The sequence below is a fragment of the Polaromonas sp. YR568 genome, assembly GCF_900116715.1.
Classification (GTDB): Bacteria; Pseudomonadota; Gammaproteobacteria; order Burkholderiales; family Burkholderiaceae_C; genus Polaromonas.
Window position 1 is genome coordinate 15445 of sequence record NZ_FPBM01000006.1, and the last position, 17037, is coordinate 32481.

General features: G+C 63.0%; 16 protein-coding genes. 7 read left to right on the plus strand and 9 right to left on the minus strand.

The window, feature by feature from the left end:
- Positions 1-35 precede the first annotated feature (35 nt).
- From BM408_RS13685 to BM408_RS13715, 7 genes are all read left to right on the plus strand, one after another.
- Positions 36-590, plus strand: a complete 555-nt coding sequence (locus BM408_RS13685; protein WP_092130431.1) for a 3-hydroxyanthranilate 3,4-dioxygenase — start codon at positions 36-38, stop codon at positions 588-590.
- A 147-nt stretch (positions 591-737) separates the two neighbouring features.
- Positions 738-1907 (plus strand): ABC transporter substrate-binding protein, encoded by a 1170-nt coding sequence (locus BM408_RS13690; protein ID WP_175541791.1) that lies wholly within the window; start codon positions 738-740, stop codon positions 1905-1907.
- Positions 1908-1998: 91 nt separating this feature from the next.
- Complete coding sequence (locus BM408_RS13695; protein ID WP_092130432.1) at positions 1999-2919, plus strand: branched-chain amino acid ABC transporter permease; 921 nt, start codon at positions 1999-2001, stop codon at positions 2917-2919.
- Positions 2916-3911: a branched-chain amino acid ABC transporter permease gene (locus BM408_RS13700; RefSeq protein WP_254774812.1), complete on the plus strand. Its 996-nt coding sequence runs from the start codon at positions 2916-2918 to the stop codon at positions 3909-3911. Before BM408_RS13695 ends, BM408_RS13700 begins: the two co-directional genes overlap by 4 nt.
- Complete coding sequence (locus BM408_RS13705; protein ID WP_092130434.1) at positions 3908-4663, plus strand: ABC transporter ATP-binding protein; 756 nt, start codon at positions 3908-3910, stop codon at positions 4661-4663. Before BM408_RS13700 ends, BM408_RS13705 begins: the two co-directional genes overlap by 4 nt.
- Positions 4660-5373 carry an ABC transporter ATP-binding protein gene (locus BM408_RS13710; protein WP_092130435.1) on the plus strand — a complete coding sequence of 238 codons (714 nt, stop codon included), beginning with the start codon at positions 4660-4662 and terminating at the stop codon, positions 5371-5373. Before BM408_RS13705 ends, BM408_RS13710 begins: the two co-directional genes overlap by 4 nt.
- Positions 5366-6247, plus strand: coding sequence for an alpha/beta hydrolase (locus BM408_RS13715; protein WP_092130436.1), 882 nt, complete (start codon positions 5366-5368; stop codon positions 6245-6247). Before BM408_RS13710 ends, BM408_RS13715 begins: the two co-directional genes overlap by 8 nt.
- A 681-nt stretch (positions 6248-6928) precedes the next feature.
- On the opposite strand, the gene BM408_RS13725 is transcribed toward BM408_RS13715, so the two are convergent.
- From BM408_RS13725 to uraD, 9 genes are all read right to left on the minus strand, one after another.
- Entirely contained in the window at positions 6929-7897 is a 969-nt protein-coding gene (locus tag BM408_RS13725) for a LysR family transcriptional regulator (protein WP_175541792.1), read from the minus strand.
- Positions 7898-7916: 19 nt separating this feature from the next.
- Complete coding sequence (locus tag BM408_RS13730) at positions 7917-8690, minus strand: ABC transporter permease (protein ID WP_092130438.1); 774 nt, start codon at positions 8688-8690, stop codon at positions 7917-7919.
- Positions 8687-9511 (minus strand): ABC transporter ATP-binding protein, encoded by an 825-nt coding sequence (locus BM408_RS13735; RefSeq protein WP_092130439.1) that lies wholly within the window; start codon positions 9509-9511, stop codon positions 8687-8689. Before BM408_RS13735 ends, BM408_RS13730 begins: the two co-directional genes overlap by 4 nt.
- Positions 9512-9513: 2 nt before the next feature.
- Positions 9514-10554 carry an ABC transporter substrate-binding protein gene (locus tag BM408_RS13740; RefSeq protein WP_092130440.1) on the minus strand — a complete coding sequence of 347 codons (1041 nt, stop codon included), beginning with the start codon at positions 10552-10554 and terminating at the stop codon, positions 9514-9516.
- A gap of 258 nt (positions 10555-10812) precedes the next feature.
- Complete coding sequence (locus BM408_RS13745) at positions 10813-11508, minus strand: GntR family transcriptional regulator (RefSeq protein ID WP_092130441.1); 696 nt, start codon at positions 11506-11508, stop codon at positions 10813-10815.
- A 37-nt stretch (positions 11509-11545) separates the two neighbouring features.
- Positions 11546-12385: a transporter substrate-binding domain-containing protein gene (locus BM408_RS13750; protein ID WP_175541793.1), complete on the minus strand. Its 840-nt coding sequence runs from the start codon at positions 12383-12385 to the stop codon at positions 11546-11548.
- A 23-nt stretch (positions 12386-12408) separates the two neighbouring features.
- Entirely contained in the window at positions 12409-13728 is a 1320-nt protein-coding gene (locus BM408_RS13755) for a C4-dicarboxylate transporter DctA (protein WP_092130443.1), read from the minus strand.
- 283 nt (positions 13729-14011) lie between these two features.
- Positions 14012-15265 carry a M20 family metallopeptidase gene (locus BM408_RS13760; protein WP_092130444.1) on the minus strand — a complete coding sequence of 418 codons (1254 nt, stop codon included), beginning with the start codon at positions 15263-15265 and terminating at the stop codon, positions 14012-14014.
- Positions 15262-17037 carry a 2-oxo-4-hydroxy-4-carboxy-5-ureidoimidazoline decarboxylase gene (gene uraD, locus BM408_RS13765; RefSeq protein WP_092130445.1) on the minus strand — a complete coding sequence of 592 codons (1776 nt, stop codon included), beginning with the start codon at positions 17035-17037 and terminating at the stop codon, positions 15262-15264. The genes BM408_RS13760 and uraD overlap by 4 nt, the downstream gene beginning before the upstream one ends.

Below are 17037 nucleotides of genomic sequence, written 5' to 3' on the forward strand. Positions count from 1 at the left end.
CCGGCAAGACAACTGACAAGACAAGGAGCCAACCCATGTTGAAACCGATCAATTTCCCGAAGTGGATAGACGAGCACCGGCATCTGCTGAAACCCCCCGTGGGCAACCAGCAGATCTGGCGCGACACCGACCTCATCGTCACGGTGGTGGGCGGGCCCAACCAGCGCACCGACTTTCATGACGACCCGTTCGAGGAGTATTTCCACCAGTTCAAGGGCAGCGCCCATTTGCTGATTGCCGACCGCGGCAAGTTCGAGCGTGTCGATCTGCATGAGGGTGATGTGTTTTTGCTGCCGGCTCATGTGCGCCACTCACCGCAGCGCCCCGATCCGGAGAGCCTGTGCACCGTCATCGAGCGCACCCGCCCGGCCGGGATGATTGATGCCTTTGAGTGGTATTGCGCCCATTGCGGCGGTTTGGTGCACCGCAGCGAACTGCAGCTGCAAAGCATTGTGGAAGACCTGCCCAAGGTCTACGGCAACTTCTACGAATCGGCACCGAATTTGCGTACCTGCCCCTCGTGTGGAACCGTGCACCCCGGGCGCGACTGGCAGGCCTGGCATGCGATGCGCGCGCAGGAGCAGGGGTAACAGGGGTTTGAAGAGCGGGTTTTGGGGTATTGACGGAATTAAGTTTATATCTAAACTAATTAGGCATGAATTATGCGTGCTGATTTTGCGTCCGGTTTGAATCCTGGTTTTTGGTGACGGGTCCATTTTTTAGCAAGGAAGGTGTTTATGAAACTCAAGTTGAACAACATGGTGGTGGTGCTCGGTCTGGCGGCGTGCAGCCTGGCGGCCCAGGCGCAATCAGTCAAGATCGGCTTTCTGGGAACCTTGTCGGGCCCCGCGGGCGCCCTGGGGCAAGACCAGTACGACGCCTTCATGCTGGGTGTGGAGCACCTGGGCGGCAAGCTCGGTGGCGCCACGGTGCAAGTCATCAAGGAAGACGACCAGCTCAAGCCCGACCTGGGCGTGCAGATGGCGCAAAAGCTGATTGAAAAAGACAAGGTCAACATCATCACCGGCGTGACCTTCTCCAACGTGATGATGGCCGTGCACAAACCCATCACCGACGCCGGCGTGCTGCTGGTCGGCTCCAATGCCGGCCCCACGCCGCTGACGGGCAAGGGCTGCAGCCCGCTGTTCTTCTCGACTTCCTGGAACAACGACTCGCTGCATGAGTCCATGGGCCAGTACGCCAATGACGCCGGCTACAAAAAAGTCTACATGCTCGCGCCCAACTACCAGGCCGGCAAGGACGCCATCTCGGGTTTCAAGCGCTTCTTCAAGGGCCAGGTGCTCGACGAGGTCTACACCCAGGTCAACCAGCCCGACTATTCCGCCGAGATCGCCCAGCTGCAGGCCGCCAAACCTGACGCGGTGTATGTGTTCTACCCAGGCGGCATGGGCGTGAACTTCGTCAAGCAATACCAGCAGGCCGGCCTGCTGGGCAAGGTGCCGCTGCTCTCGACCTCAACGGTGGACGGCACGACGCTGCCGGCGCTCAAAGACATCGCGCTGGGCGTGGTGACGGGCTCGCCTTACAGCCCCGACATCGACAACCCGCAGAACAAGAAGTTTGTCGATGACTTCAAGAAGAAGTACAACCGCTCGCCGTCGCTCTATGCAGCGCAGAGCTACGACGCCGCCATGCTGATCAACGCTGCACTGGTGAAGACCGGTGGCAAGGCCGACAACAAGGACGCACTGCGCGCCGCGCTGAAGTCAGCCGAGTTCAAGTCGGTGGCCGGGCCCTTCAAGTTCAACACCAACCAGTTCCCTATCCGCAACTTCTACCGGGTGGACGTGGCCAAAGACGCTTCGGGCCAGGCGGCGTTTGTGAACAAGGGTGTGGTGCTGAAAGACCATGCCGATGCGTACTACAAAGAGTGCGCGCTGAAGTAAACGGTTGAATGCACACGGGCCTGGCCGGTTTGCCGTCCAGGCCCTTTTTTAAATCCATTCGAACCTCCTCTCTTCCCTTTTCTTCACCTTCATGAGCCTTTCGCTTTTTCTCATCCAGATGCTCAACGGCCTGCAGCTGGGTGTGCTGCTGTTCATGCTGTCGGCGGGGCTCACGCTCGTCTTCGGCATCATGAACTTCGTCAACCTGGCGCACGGCAGCCTCTACATGATGGGCGCTTACTTTGCGGCAGCGGCTTACGCGCGCACCGATTCCTTCATCATCGCGGCGCTGGTCGGCATTGTGGGCAGCGCGGCGCTGGGCTTTGCGATTGAGCGCATCGTGGCCGCGCGGCTCTATGCACGCGACCACCTGGACCATGTGCTGGCCACCTTCGGCCTGATCCTGTTTTTCAACGAGCTGGCGCGCACCGTGTGGGGTGCATCGCCTTATTACATGAACGTGCCCCAGGCGCTGTCGGGCACCATCAACCTGCTGGGCATTTCCTACTCGGCCTACCGCTTCGCCATCATCGTGGTCGGCCTGCTGGTGGCGCTGGGTTGCTACCTGCTGATCAACAAGACCCGCGTGGGCATGCTGATACGCGCGGGCTCCAGCAACCCCACCATCGTGGCCGCGCTGGGTGTCAATATCAAGCTGCTCAACGCTGCCATCTTTGCCCTGGGCGCCGCGCTGGCCGGCGTGGCGGGGCTGATGAGCGGGCCCATCCTGTCGGTGCAACCCGGCATGGGCGAGCCCATCCTGATCACCGCCATGATCGTCATCGTGATCGGCGGCATTGGCTCGGTGCGCGGTGCGTTTTATTCGGCGCTAATCGTCGGCGTCATCGACACGGCGGGCCGCGCCTTTTTGCCCATGATCCTGCGGGAGTTTCTGGACCGCAGCACCGCGCAGGCCGCCGGCCCGGCGCTGGCCTCTATGCTGATCTGCATCTTCATGGCCGCCGTGCTGGCCCTGAAGCCGCAAGGCCTTTTCCCGGTGAAGAACCAATGATGATGCGTAACAAGATTTCACTGGGCTTTGCCGCCGTGGTGGTGGCACTGCTGCTGCTGGTGCCGCTGTATGCCAGTTGGGCGGGTGAGCCGTTTGCGCTGACCTTTATGGCCCGTGTGCTGGTGTTTTCGCTGGCGGCCATCAGTCTCAATTTAATTCTGGGTTATGGCGGCATGGTGAGCTTTGGCCATGCGCTCTACATGGGGCTGGGTGCGTATGCGGTGGGATTGCTTGCGCAGCATGAAGTCACCAACGGCTGGGTGCAATTGGGCGTCACGCTGGCCGTGTGCGGCGCCGTTGGGTTGCTGACCGGCGTGATCTCCCTGCGAACCACCGGCATCGCCTTCATCATGATCACGCTGGCCTTTGCGCAGATGTTTTATTACCTCTTTGTGAGCCTGAAGCAATACGGCGGCGATGACGGTTTGTCGATCTCGGCGCGCAGCGACTTTGGCTTGTTCAGCCTGGGCTCACCGGTCACGCTGTATTACGTGGCGCTGGTGCTGGTGCTGGCGGCGCTGTTCTTTACGCACCGCCTGGTGGAGGCGCGCTTTGGCATGGTGCTGCGCGGCTGCCGCGTCAACGAGCGGCGCATGAAGGCCATGGGCTTTCACACGCTGCGTTACCGGTTGTCGGCTTATGTGCTGTCCAGCATGCTGTGCGGGCTGGCCGGGCTGCTGTATGCCAACCTCACCGGCTTTGCCTCACCCGCCTACCTGGCCTGGACAGTGTCCGGCGAGCTGATCGTCATGGTGGTGCTGGGCGGCATGGGCACGGTGTTTGGCCCGCTGGCCGGGGCACTGGTGCTGCTGATCAGCGAAGAGCTGCTCAAGGCGCTGACCGACCACTGGATGATGATCCTCGGCCCGCTTATCGTGCTGGTGGTGCTGACGGCGCGGCGCGGTGTCTACGGCTATTTGCTGGACTGGGATGCCTGGCGCGAACGCAAGCGCATGGCTGCCTTGCCCAAGGGCGTGGAGGGCCAGCCATGAGCGGCACCCTGCAAATCAACCAGCTCGTGAAGCGCTACGGCGGCTTGCTGGCCACCGACCATGTCTCGCTCTCGCTGGCTGCGGGCGAGCTGCACGCCATCATCGGCCCCAACGGCGCGGGAAAAACCACGCTGATCGGCCAACTGGGCGGCGAGTTTCCGGCCGACACCGGCAGCGTCACCTTTGATGGCGTTGATATCACCACGCTCAAGCCGGCACAGCGCGCGCTGCGCGGCCTGGCTCGGTCTTACCAGATCACCTCGGTCTTCCCCGAGTTCAGCGTGCTGGAAAACGTGGCGCTGGCCATGCAGGCGCACTGCGGCCACAGCTTCGGCTTCTGGAAACCCATGCTGCGCCAGCCCGAACTGGTGGAGCCGGCCCTTCTGGCGATTGAGCAGGCCGGCCTCACGCATCGCGCACGCACACCGGTGTCCGAGCTGGCGCATGGCGAGCGCCGCCAGCTGGAGCTGGCCATGGTGCTGGTCGCGCAACCCCGCTTGCTGCTGCTGGACGAGCCCATGGCCGGCATGAGCCACCAGGAGTCCGGCAAGGTGGTGCAACTGCTGCAAAGCCTCAAGGGGCGCTACACCATGCTGCTGGTGGAGCACGACATGGACGCGGTGTTTGCGCTGGCGGACCGCATCTCGGTGCTGGTCTATGGCCGCATCATCGCCAGCGGCACGCCTGAAGAAATTCGCGCCAACGAAGAAGTCCGCACCGCCTACCTGGGCGACGAGGTGCTGCCGGTATGAAAACCAATCTGCTTGAAATCAGCGACATCGAAGTCTGCTACGGCGACGCGCAAGCCCTGTTCGGCGCGGCGCTCAGCGTGGCCGAAGGCGAGTTCGTTACCCTGCTGGGGCGCAACGGCATGGGCAAAACCACCACGGTACGCACCGCCACCGGCATCATGAGCGCGCGCAGCGGCCGTGTGCAGTTTGCCGGGCAAGATGTCTCGCGCTGGCCCTCTTACAAGATCGCCCGGCTGGGCTTGGGCCTGGTGCCCGAGCAGCGCCAGGTGTTCCCTAACCTAACGGTCATGGAAAACCTGGTGGCCACCGCGCACAACCGCCTGCAGCACAAAGACCCGTGGACGCTGGAGCGCGTGTACAAGCTCTTCCCGCGCCTTAAAGAGCGCGCCGGCAACCTGGGCCTGAACCTCTCGGGCGGTGAGCAGCAGATGCTGGCGATTGGCCGCGCGCTGATGACCAACCCGCGCCTGCTGGTGCTGGACGAAGCCACCGAAGGCCTGGCACCCATCGTGCGCGGCGAGATCTGGGACTGCCTGCAGACGCTCAAGAACACCGGCCTCTCGGTGCTGGTGATCGACAAAAACATTGGCCCGCTGCTGCGCATTGCCGATACCCATTTCATCCTTGAAAAAGGCCGCACCGTCTGGAGCGGCAGTTCGCCCAGCCTGCTGGCCAACCGCGACGTATTGCAGGAGACGCTAGGTGTCTGATTTTTTGACAACACGGGAAGACTGGCGCCGCATGGATGCCGCCGAACTGGCACGCCAGTACAGCGCACGCGGCACCGTGCCCGATGCGGAGGTTTTCATCAAGGACTACCGCGACCTTTCAACGCCCCTGTATGCGCTGCCGCATGTGAAGGGCGCGCGCTATGGCGAGCATGCCGACGAGGTGCTGGATTTGTTCCCCGTGCCGGGCAAGAAGGATGCGCCGCTTTTTGTGTTTGTGCACGGCGGTTACTGGCGCTCGCTGGGCCGGGAAGACTCGGCTTTTATGGCGAAGGCTTTCACGGAGCGTGGCATCGCGGTGGCGGTGATCAACTACACCCTGTCGCCTGAAGCCAGCCTGGGTGAAATCACTGCGCAATGCCGGCGCAGCGTGGCCTGGCTGTACCGCAATGGCGCGGCGCACGGTGTGGATGTGAACCGCATCGTCGTGGCCGGCAGCTCCGCTGGCGGGCACCTGGGCGGCATGTTGATTTCACAAGGCTGGCAGGCTGAGTTGGGTTTGCCGCCTGATGTGGTGAAGGGTGCTGCGCTGGTAAGCGGGCTTTTTGACCTTGCGCCTGTGCAGCAGACCACACCCAACCAGTGGCTGGGGCTTAGTGAGGCTGAGGCTTTGGCGCTCAGCCCTATGGAATCGTTGCCATTGCCCAGTGTGAAGTTGTGTATTGCTGTGGCCGGGATTGATACGGATGAGTTCAAACGGCAGTCGTTGATGTATGCCGAGGCTTGCCGCCGGCTGGGGTGCGAGGTTAGTTATCTGGATGTGGCTGGGCGGAATCACTTTGATGTGATTACGGATTGGATGAATCCGGATTCGGCTTTGACCCGGGCTACCTGGGGTCTGTTCAAGCCGGTTTGACGTTTGGGGTGAGATATCTCTGCTGAGAGCTGCTGGCCGGGGTCGCCCGGCATGCGACTCACTTTTCTTTGCTTCGCCAAAGAAAAGTAAGCAAAAGAAAGGCGACCCTACTGTCTGCGTCCCTCCGCTGCGCTGCGGGCAACCTGCGGTGCTCGGTCCAGACGGGGTCAAAAACAACTCGCCTTCGGCTCAGACAAGTTTTTGCCCTGATCCGTCTGGACCTCCGCTCCTCGGCGCATACAGAAGGGGTGGGGAGAGGAAATACCAAACAGCCGAATACCAATACCGAATACCAGAAGAAACAAGGACTCGCCATGGCGAGTCCTTGTTGGTATTTGTCTTTGTATTTGTCCCCGTTCCCGATTGCCCCGTCCTGGCTGGGCCGAGGAGCGCAGAGACAAGCGGATCAGGGCAAAAACTTGTTTGAGCGAAGCGAGTTGTTTTTGACCCCGCTTGGCTCGAGCACCGCAGGTTGCCCGTAGCGAAGCGTAGGGACCCAGACTGCGGGTCGCCTTTTGGTATTCGCGTAACTTCGCTTCGCGAAGTGAGCGAATCCCCACTACGTGACCTTTGGTGACTTTCTTTTGGCGAAGCAAAAGAAAGTTACTGGCCGCCGGGCCACTCCCGGCCAGCAGCCTAAGCAAAAATCACAAGCCCTGAGCAACACCCAGCTCAAATACTTCAACCCGCAGTTTTCCTCTTAACTTTCTTCACCACCCTGGCCGCAGCCAGCACCGTAACCTCACTCTTGAAGTGAGCCAAAAACGCTTCACAAGGCGCAGACAACTGCCGCTGCCCATCCGTCAACGCGACGATGTTGCGCTCCATCACAGGCGCCGTCAGCGGTACAGCAACCACCCCAGGCGACCGCGCACTCGACAGCGCATAAGAAGGCAGGATGGACAACGCCAACCCGGCCTCCACCAAACCCACAGCCGTCGTCACATGCGCTACCTCAAAGGCGGGCTGCACCGGCTCGCCCATGTCGGCAAAACCTTTTTCCACCAGCTTGCGCAGGCCGCTGCCGTGGCGCAGCACCGCCAGCGGCTCGCCTGCGAGTTCGGCCCAGCGTACTTCGCGCCGCTCGGCCAGCGGGTGGCTGAGCTGGCAGGCCAGCATCAGTCTGTCCTGGTAGAGCGTGGTGGCGACGAGGTCGGGGATGTCGGTGTCGGCCGTGCACACACCGAAATCCGCCTGGCCGCTGCGCACCGCCTGGGCGATCTCGTCCACCGGCAAATCAAACAGGTCGACACGAATGCTGGGAAAGCGCGCACGAAAGCCCGCCAGCAACGGCGGCAGCAAGGTGGCGGCCAGCAGGGGTGAGGTCGCCACGGCAAAGCGGCCGCTGCGCCGGTCTGAAAGCTGGCGCAGCCCGTCAAAGGCCTGGTCGAGGTTGTCAAAGACCTTGCGGATAGACGGCAGCAGCTCCAGCCCGGCGTCGGTCAGCGAGATGCGCCGTGTGGTGCGCTCGAACAGCCGCACGGCCAGCTCGCCTTCCAGTGTGCTGATCAGCATGGACAGCGCCGAGGGCGTGATGTGCAGGCGCTGCGCAGCGCGTGTGACGCTTTCGTCCTCTGCCACCGCCACAAAGGCGCGCAGCTGGCGAATGGTCACCCCTGCGGGGCGGGCGGCGTTTCGGGTGTCTGTCATGGGTTGATTGTGCGGCTTTTCAGCCGTTTTGCGAGCCGCGGTGCGCCCAGGCCGTGGTGTGCTTTTCGACATAGCTGAAGAGCTCATACATTGCCATGGCCATCGCGCCTATCACCACCAGCCCGGCAAAGGCCAGCGCCAGACGTTGCTGCGAGCCCGCGCTTTGCATGAGGTAGCCAATGCCGGAATCACCCGCCGTCATTTCGGCCAGCACCGTGCCCACAAAGGCCAGCGTGATCGCGACCTTGAGCGAGGCAAAGAAGTAAGGCATGGAGCGGGGCAGGCCGACCTTGACCAGCACGTCCCAGCGTTTGGCGCCCAGCACGCGCAGCACGTCTTCAAGCTCGGGCTCCAGCGTGGCCAGGCCGGTGGCCATGTTCACGGTGATGGGGAAAAACGAGATCAGGAAAGCGGTGAGGATGCCGGGGCCGACGCCGATGCCGAACCAGACGATGAGGATGGGAACAATCGCTGCCTTGGGCACGGCGTTGAAAGCCACCAGCAGTGGGTAGACGGCCGCGTAGGCCAACCGTGATGAGCCGACCAAGAAGCCCAGCAGCACACCGACCACGATGGACAGGCCAAAACCAACCATGGTGACCCAGAAGGTTTTCCAGGCGGCTTCTGCAATCGGGCCTGCGAATTCGTGCATGGCCTGGGCAATCGCCAGCGGCGCCGGGAAGATGAACTCGGGCACCGAGAAGCCGGCGCACACCGCCTGCCACAGCGCCACCACGGCGGCCAGCAGCAGCCACGGCGCCCAGCGTTCGAGTTGTTTGCTCTGCAGGTTCATGCGCTCGCTCCGCCGCGCACCGCGCCGATGTGGCCGCGCAGCTCGTGCACGATGTCGCTGAACTCACGGGTGTAGGTCACTTCCAGGTCGCGCGGGCGGGGCAACTCGATCTCGCGCCGCACCACAAAGCGGCCCGGGCTTTTGCTCATCACATACACCGTGTCGGCCAGAAAGACCGATTCGCGCAAATCGTGCGTCACCAGAATCACGTTAAACCGCTGCTCGGTCCAGAGGTCGCGCAGGATGCACCAGAGCTCCTCGCGCGTGAAGGCGTCGAGCGCGCCGAAAGGCTCGTCCAGCAACAGCATCTTGGGCTCGTGGATGAGTGCGCGGCAGATGCTGGCACGCTGCTGCATGCCGCCTGAAAGCTGCCAGGGGAATTTGTCTTCATAACCCGCCAGGCCCACTTTTTGCAGCAGCCGGCGCGCGCGTTCTTCAAACTCCTTGCGCCTGGCCTTGAACTGGCTGCGGTAGGGCTCGACGATCTCCAGCGGCAACAGTACATTGCCCACCGTGGTGCGCCAGGGCAGCAGCGACGGCGCCTGGAAGGCCATGCCCGAGATCTTGAGCGGGCCGGTCACCGGTTTGCCGTCGATCAGGATGCGGCCGGCCGAGGGCATCTTCAGCCCGGTCGCCAGCTTCATGAAGGTGGACTTGCCGCAACCTGAGGGCCCGACGATGGCGATGAACTCGCCTTGCCGTACCTGCAGGTCAATGGCTTCGACCGAGAATTGTTTGCGCGCGAGCAGCTCGTCGTTATAGGCGAGCCAGACGTCCTTGAAATCGACGAAATGATGGTCGTTGGCGGTAGCCAGGGTCATGTTTATTTCTTGGGTGCTGGCAAGACGTTGAGTTCAGCCGCTGTCGGCAGGAAAGAGCCGTTCCACACCACGTCAGGGTTGACGCGGGTCTTGGTGCCGAAGGCGTCCGACACCTGCGAGGCCATCAGCGAAAGGCGCGGCGCCTTGACTTGGCCGAAACCTTCCGCGCGCGCGTCGGGGCTGTTGATGACGGTGTCTATGGCCAGGCGCAGGCGGCGTACTTCCAGCGGCACATTGATGATGCCGTCGCGCGCTTTCACAAACTCGATGGCGGCAGCCGGGTCGGCCACCACGTCCTTCACACCTTTGGAGAAGGCCTGCAAGAACGCCTTGATCGCCGCCGGGTTTTCCTTGATGAGTTTGGGCGAGGCGATGACGACGTTGCCATAGTGCTTCACGCCGAAGTCGGCATAAGGCAGCACCACCACGTCTTCGGCTTTCACGCCGCGCGCCTCCAGGTTGAGCAGCGAGGTGAAGGTGAAGCCGGTGATCGCGTCCACATCGCCGCGGGCCAGCATGGTTTCGCGCAGCGGTGGGTCCATGGCTGTCCATTGAAAGCCGGTGATGTTGTTGGCCTTGGCAAAAATCGGGAAGGCGCGGCGGCCGGCGTCAAACACCGGGGCGCCCATCTTTTTGCCGTTCAGGTCGGCCGGGGTTTTGATGCCCGACTTTTTAAGCGCCATGACGGAGGCGGGTGTGTTGTTGTAGACCATCATCACGGCCACGGGCTTGTTGGGCGCGTCGGGGTTGTTGGCGTGGAACTCCATCACCGAGGCCAGGTCGGCAAAGCCCATGTCGTAGGTGCCCGAGGCCACCCGCGTGACCGCGCCGCCGGAGCCGTTGCCGGCGTCCACCGTCACGTCCAGCTTGTTGGCCTTGAAGTAGCCCTTGGCCACCGGCGTCAAAAAGAGGGCGGAAGGGCCTTCAAAGCGCCAGTCGAGCTGGAACTTGATGGGCGTGTTTTGCGCATGGGCCAAAGTGAAGGCGGCCGTGGCAGCCAGCAGGCCGGTGGCTTTGAGGAGACGTGTGAAGTGGCGTGTCATGGGAGATCCTGAAGGAAAAGAGGTCCGTCGCTTGCCGGCCCACCAGGCACGGGGCGAAGAGCGGTCTTGGGGAGTAGCAAAAACAGTGCCGCGCCTGTTATTCGGGATGGAGGGGTGAGAGTGGGGAGCCAACACCCTTTGCGCACGGCATGGGGTTATTTTCGGCGAAGTCACGCCGTGTTCGGCGCTATGGCCGGTTTTTTGCGTCCGTGATTACCACTAAGCCCAGGGGGCCGGGCGCCCTGCGAAGAGGGTGTTTTAGCCGGCTTTACGCAGGGGCGCCAGCTGTGTCAGCGCCGCCCGCAGACGTTCGGCGCCGGGCGCGGCATCCGGCGCCGACGAGCCCAGTGCGTCTTCCACGCTGCCGATGTGGTCGAGCATGCGTTCACGGGCCAGATCCAGCTCACCGTTTTCGAGCGCGGTCACAATGCCCGCGTGTTCGGCGCAGGACTGTCCCGCGTCGTGTTTGGACTGGTAAAGCGAGGCGGCCAGGGTGGTGCGCGCGGTCAGGTCGCGCAGCACGTCGCACAGCAGCCGCTGGCCCAGGCATTCCGCCAGGCAGACGTGGAAGTCGGCCAGCAAAAAAGCCCGGGTGGCGGCGTCGGCTTCTTCAATGGCCTGCTCTTCCTGGGCAATGTGGTCGCGCAGCTTGCGCAGCACCGATTGCAATGGGCGGCCAGCTTCGCGGATGATGCCGCTTTCGATGATGCGCCGGGCCGAGAAGGCGTCGCGCGCCTCTTCAACCGAGGGCTCCACCACATACCAGCCCTTGCGGGTGCGCACCTCGACAAAACCGCGCGCCTGCAGCTGCATCAGCGCCTCACGCACCAGCGTGCGGCTGACGCCGAAGAGCTCGGCCAGTTCCTGCTCGCCCAGGCGCTCGCCGGGCGCGAGTTTTTGCGCGAGGATGGACTCGACGACCTGCTGGGCGATCTGGACCTGGCTGATGCTCATGTGTGCTGACGAGTGTAGCGACCTGCTGAGGGCCGCTTCAGGAGCTGGGGCGCTTGAAGAAGTCCGCCGGCAGCGTCGCCTTGAACCAGACCATGGCGTTGATGGCCAGCGCCTGGGATTCGCTGGCTTCACGCAGGAACTTGTTGACCCGTGCCAGCAGCCGCTCCTCGCCTTTGCGCACGCCGATGTAGCAGGGGCTTTCGTTGAGCATCAGCACAAAGCGGGTGCGGTCGCGTGCACCCACGTCCTTGATCGACTCGATCACCACGTTGGCGGCGGCGATGTATTCGATCTCGTGCTTGAGGTAGGCGTCGATGATGGCGGCCGAATTCTCGTAACGCACCACGGCGGCGCCGGGCAGGCGGCGCAGCAGCAGCTCTTCCTCCAGGCTGCCTTTGGTAACGCCTATGCGCCGCTCCTTGAAGTAGGAGGGTTCGGGAACGCCGCCGTAGGGCGGACCAAACACACCGTTGTACAAAGGCGCGTAGGCGATGGTGAAATCGATCTGCTTTTCGCGCTCGGCGTTTTTGCCCAGGCTGGCGATGATGAGGTCGACCTTGCCGTCACGCAGGTAGGGCAGGCGGTCCGAGCTTTGCACCGGCACGAGTTCGAGTTTGACCTTCAGGTCGATTGCCAGCATACGGGCGATGGCGATGTCGTAGCCCTCGGGGCTGCCGTTTTTCAGTGAGCCGAAGGGCGGGAACTCTTTGGGCACGGCCACGCGCAGCAGGCGCTGGGCCTGGATGTTGTCCAGCGCGTCGCCGGCTTTGTTGGGGGTGGATTGCGCAAACGGGGTCTTTGCCAGCAGCAGGCCCAAGCCTGCCGCCGCGGCCGCAATGAGGTGGCGGCGGGTGCCGCCTGCAGTGTTTGGCGTCATGGTGTGTTTTTCCGGGTAAGGCATCAGGCTTTGGCCGGCACGGCGGTGACTTCGACGTCCATGTCGTCTTCGGTGGGCGGCACATAGCGCCCGTCAAGCACCGCATGGGCGCGCTCGCGGTCGATGTCGCCTTCCCAGGCCGCCACGGCCACGGTGGCCACGCAGTTGCCGATCAGGTTGCCCAGGGCGCGGGCGATGCCCATGAACCAGTCCACCGACAGCACCAGCACCAGGCCGATCGCCGGGATGGCGGGAATCGCCTGCAAGGTGGCGGCCAGCACCACGATGGCCGAGCCGGGCACGCCGTGCGCACCTTTGGAGGTGACCAGCGAGATCGCCAGGATGGTCAGCAGGTCGGTCATCGAGATCGGCGTGTTGGTGGCCTGCGCGATAAAGACAGCCGCCAGCGTGATGTAGATCGAGAACGCGTCGAGGTTGAAGGAGTAGCCGGTGGGGATGACCAGACCGACGGTCGAATCGCGAATGCCCATGCGTTTGAGCTTGGCCATGATTTGCGGCAGCACGCTGTCGGATGAGGTGGTGGCAAACACCACCATGAGTTCTTCACGCAGGTACTTCAGCAGCTTGAGCAGGCTGAAGCCGGAAAAGCGCATGATGCCGCCCAGCACGACCGCGACGAAGATGATCACCGCGCCGTAGAACAGCACCACCAGCATGCCCAGTTGCTTGAGCGAGCCGATGCCATATTTGCCGACGGTGAAGGCGATGGCGCCCAGCACGCCCAGGGGCGCCAGCTTGATGATGATGCCCATGGTCTTGAAGAGCACATGAGCCAGGTCGTCGATGAGGCCGACGACTTTCTCGCCCTTGCTGCCCAGCATGGCCAGCGCGCAGCCGAACAGCACCGAGAACAGCAGCACCTGCAGCACGTCGCCGTTGACGAAGGCGCTGACGGCGGTGTTGGGGATGAGCTTCATCAAAAACTCCACCGTGCCGCCGCCGGTGAGCTTGCCGGCGTTTTCGGCATAGGCGCTCATGGCCTTGGCGTCCAGCAGCTTGGGGTCGACATTCATGCCGGCGCCGGGCTGGAAGACAAAGGCCAGCACCAGGCCGATGACCAGGGCGATGGTGGTGACCACTTCAAAGTAGATCAGCGCCTTGACGCCGACGCGGCCGACCCGCTTGAGGTCGCCGGCGCCGGCGATGCCGTGGACGACCACACAAAAGACGATCAGGGGAATCAGCATCTTGATCAGCTTGATGAAGCCGTCGCCCAGGGGCTTGAGCTTGACGGCCGTTTCCGGCCAGATAAAGCCGACGATCACGCCGAGGACAAGGGCCAGGAGCACCTGGCCGAACAGGGAGCGGAAAAACTTGGGCATGTCAGTCTCCGAAAGAGTAGTTATAGGCAGCAAGCCGGTGGCAAATCGGTGGCGGCAGTCGCCGGCTTCTTTGCACGCAAATCTTGCATACAAGCAATGTAGACAAGTTGTTTCAGCCCTGTCACAGGGTTATCCCGGGGCCATTCATGCTGATTCGGTTAAAGCTGACGCACCTGAAGTGCCGGGAAGGCAGGGGGACGGCAGGGAAGGGGCAAGGGGAGGCGCCGCAAAGCAAAACTCCCGCCGTGGCGGGAGTTTCAAGGGGGCTGGAGAGCGCGGTTTGTCAGGCCAGCAAGTCCCGCAGGGTGCGGGCGATCACCTTGGTGGCGCGGCGCAGGTCTTCCAGGTCCAGCCGCTCGTCGGCCCGCTTGGCGTGGGATTCCAGCACGGTGCGCGGCCCGGCGCCGTAGATCACGCCGGGGATGCCGGCTTCGGCATACAGCCGCACGTCGGTGTACAGCGGTGTGCCCATGGCTGGGATTTTTTGCCCGAACAGCGCTTCGCCGTGTTTCTGGATGGCGTCGACCAGGGGCTTGTTGCCCGGCAGCGGCCGCATCGAATTGGCCAGCAGCAGGCGTTTGATGTCGACGGTAATGCCCTTGCAGCCGGCGGCCGCGTCGGCGATTACCTTGCGGATGTTGGCTTCAACCTCGGCCGGGTTCTCTTCAGGGATCATGCGGCGGTCCAGCTTGAACATCACCTTGCCGGGCACGACGTTGGTGTTGGTGCCGCCTTCAATGCGGCCTACGTTGAGGTAGGGGTGCTGGATGCCTTCGACCTTGGACGTCACTTGCTGATACAGCGCGTTCTGTGCATAAAGCGCATTGAGGATGTGCACCGCGCCTTGCAGCGCATCGATACCGGTGTCAGGAATGGCGGCGTGCGCCATCTTGCCGTGCACCGTGACTTCCATTTGCAGGCAGCCGTTGTGGGCGGTCACCACTTCGTATGAGAAGCCGGCCGCGATCAGCAGGTCGGGTTTGGTCAGGCCTTGCTTGAGCAGCCAGCCCGGGCCCATTTCGCCGCCGAATTCTTCGTCGTAGGTGAAGTGCAGCTCGACGCTGCCCTTGAGCGGCGCGCCCAGCGATTCGAGGGCGCGCACCGCAAAAGTGAAGCTGGCGAAATCGCATTTGCTGACGGCCGAAGCGCGGCCGTAGATCTTGCCGTCTTCAATTTCGCCGCCGTAGGGGTCTTTGGTCCAGCCTTCGCCGGGCGGCACCACGTCGCCGTGGGCGTTGAGGGCGATGGTCCTGCCTTCGCCTTTTCCTTCGCCGCTATTGCCATAGTGGCGTCGCACGATCAGGTTGGTGATGGACTCCATGCCGTAGCCGCGCACCTCGGCTTCGGGCACCGGGTGCTTTTCGGCGTCAAAGCCAAAGGCCTTGATGAGTTCGGCGGTGCGCTCGGCATGCGGCGCGTTGTTGCCCGGCGGCGTGTCGGTGGGCACGCGGATGAGCTGCTGCAGGAAGGCCGTTTCTTCGTCGAAGTGGGCGTCGATCCAGCTGTCGAGCTGGGCGTAGTCAGTGGTGAGGGTCATTGTTGTTCGGGAGAAAGATGGTTGAGCAGATGCGCCAGGGCCTGGGTCGCCAGGTCGATGTCGTCGCTGGTGGTGCTTTCCAGCGGGTTGTGGCTGATGCCGGAGTTCTGGCCACGCACAAAGAGCATGGCCTGCGGCATCACCTTGTGCAGTTTCATCGCGTCGTGGCCTGCCCCGCTGGGCATGGCGTGAAGCGGCACGCCCAGGCTTTGCACCGCGGCTTCCCAGCGCTGTTGCCAGGCAGGCGCGCTGGGCGCGGCGGCGGCGCGCTCGGTCAGCTCGGTGGTGAAGTGCACGCCGCGGCGTTCGCAAATGCTTTTGAGTTCGGCCAGCACGTCGGCCACGAGTGCGTCCCGCTGTGCATCCACAGGCGCGCGCATGTCGAGCGAAAACAGGCAGCGCCCCGGCACCACGTTGATGGAGCCGCTGGGCACTTGCAGCATGCCGACGGTGCCGACCGAGTCACCGTCTTGCGCGGCGCGCCGCTCGACATACAGCAGCAGCTCGGCTGCGGCTGCGGCTGCGTCGCGGCGGCGGTTCATGGGCGTGGTGCCGGCGTGGCTGGCCATGCCGGTGATCTCGCACAGGTAGCGCACATTGCCGTTGATGGAGGTAACGATGCCCAGCGGCAGGTCCAGCTCATTGAGCACCGGGCCCTGTTCGATATGCAGTTCGATAAAACCGAGGTAGTCCTTGGCATCGCGTTTGCTTTTGGCGATGTCTTCAGGCTTGTGGCCGGCATTGGCCATGGCCTCACGCATGGTGATGCCGTCGGCGTCTTTCTGGTCCAGCCACTCGGGCTTGAAGTCGCCGATCAGCGCGCCAGAGCCCAAAAAGGTGGCTTTGTAGCGCTGGCCTTCTTCTTCGGCAAAACCCACGACTTCAAAGTTAAAAGGCAGGCGCTTGCCCTGGCGGTGCAGCTCGCGCACGCAGGCCATGGGCACAAAGATGCCGAGCCGGCCGTCGTACTTGCCGCCATTGCGCACGGTGTCGTAGTGGCTGCCGGTCAGCAGGGTTCTGGCGTTGGGCGTGGCCGCCTTGTAAATACCGACCACGTTGCCGACCGCGTCTATCTTCACCTCGTCAAAGCCGCAGTCACGCATGGTGCTGCTGATGTAGGCGGCGCAGGCGCGATGCGCATCGGTGAGGTAGGTTACCGTGAGCTGGCCTTTTTCAAGGTAGCCCGGGTCGCTGTATTGCGAAAGGGTTTCGTGCCAGTCCCATACGTCGTTGCCCAGCACAGGCGTGGCGGCGAACTTGTCGTTGAGCCGAAGTTCTGCGATGCGGTGGATGTTGCGCAGGTTTTCCTGCAGCTCGAAGTCGGGGTGGTTTTGCAGGCGCCGGGTGAAGGTCTCGATGATTTGTTGCTTGTTCAAGCCGTCACCGCGCGGGCCGCGCACCGCCAGGATGAAGGGGAAGCCGAACTTCGCGTTGTAGTCGGCGTTGAGTTTTTGCAGGGTGGCGAACTCTTCGGGCGTGCAGTCGGTGAGGCCGGCTTTGCCTTGCTCGTGCGTGGATTCGGCTGTCAGGGTTTTGCTGACCATGGCTTTGCCGGCCAGCTCGGGGTGGGCCTGGATGAGTTTGATCTGCGCGTCCCGGCCGCCCTCGCGCAGCACGCGCGCCAGCGTGTGCTTTAGCTGGGCAAGTGACTGGAAGGGCCGGGCGTCCAGCGCCTTGCCTGCAATCCAGGGGGAATGCTCGTAGAGGCCGTCCAGCAGTTGCAGCGCTTCTGCGTGCGGTGCGGTGTTGAGGTGGTCAAGTGTTGCGGCCAT

Coding starts and splice junctions, on each gene's coding strand:
- BM408_RS13725 (WP_175541792.1), bottom strand. CDS start 7,897: ATGACAGACACCCGAAACGCCGCCCGCCCCGCAGGGGTGACCATTCGC.
- BM408_RS13750 (WP_175541793.1), bottom strand. CDS start 12,385: ATGACGCCAAACACTGCAGGCGGCACCCGCCGCCACCTCATTGCGGCC.
- BM408_RS13705 (WP_092130434.1), top strand. CDS start 3,908: ATGAGCGGCACCCTGCAAATCAACCAGCTCGTGAAGCGCTACGGCGGC.
- BM408_RS13740 (WP_092130440.1), bottom strand. CDS start 10,554: ATGACACGCCACTTCACACGTCTCCTCAAAGCCACCGGCCTGCTGGCT.
- uraD (WP_092130445.1), bottom strand. CDS start 17,037: ATGGCCGCAACACTTGACCACCTCAACACCGCACCGCACGCAGAAGCG.
- BM408_RS13710 (WP_092130435.1), top strand. CDS start 4,660: ATGAAAACCAATCTGCTTGAAATCAGCGACATCGAAGTCTGCTACGGC.
- BM408_RS13745 (WP_092130441.1), bottom strand. CDS start 11,508: ATGAGCATCAGCCAGGTCCAGATCGCCCAGCAGGTCGTCGAGTCCATC.
- BM408_RS13700 (WP_254774812.1), top strand. CDS start 2,916: ATGATGATGCGTAACAAGATTTCACTGGGCTTTGCCGCCGTGGTGGTG.
- BM408_RS13730 (WP_092130438.1), bottom strand. CDS start 8,690: ATGAACCTGCAGAGCAAACAACTCGAACGCTGGGCGCCGTGGCTGCTG.
- BM408_RS13755 (WP_092130443.1), bottom strand. CDS start 13,728: ATGCCCAAGTTTTTCCGCTCCCTGTTCGGCCAGGTGCTCCTGGCCCTT.
- BM408_RS13690 (WP_175541791.1), top strand. CDS start 738: ATGAAACTCAAGTTGAACAACATGGTGGTGGTGCTCGGTCTGGCGGCG.
- BM408_RS13735 (WP_092130439.1), bottom strand. CDS start 9,511: ATGACCCTGGCTACCGCCAACGACCATCATTTCGTCGATTTCAAGGAC.
- BM408_RS13760 (WP_092130444.1), bottom strand. CDS start 15,265: ATGACCCTCACCACTGACTACGCCCAGCTCGACAGCTGGATCGACGCC.
- BM408_RS13685 (WP_092130431.1), top strand. CDS start 36: ATGTTGAAACCGATCAATTTCCCGAAGTGGATAGACGAGCACCGGCAT.
- BM408_RS13695 (WP_092130432.1), top strand. CDS start 1,999: ATGAGCCTTTCGCTTTTTCTCATCCAGATGCTCAACGGCCTGCAGCTG.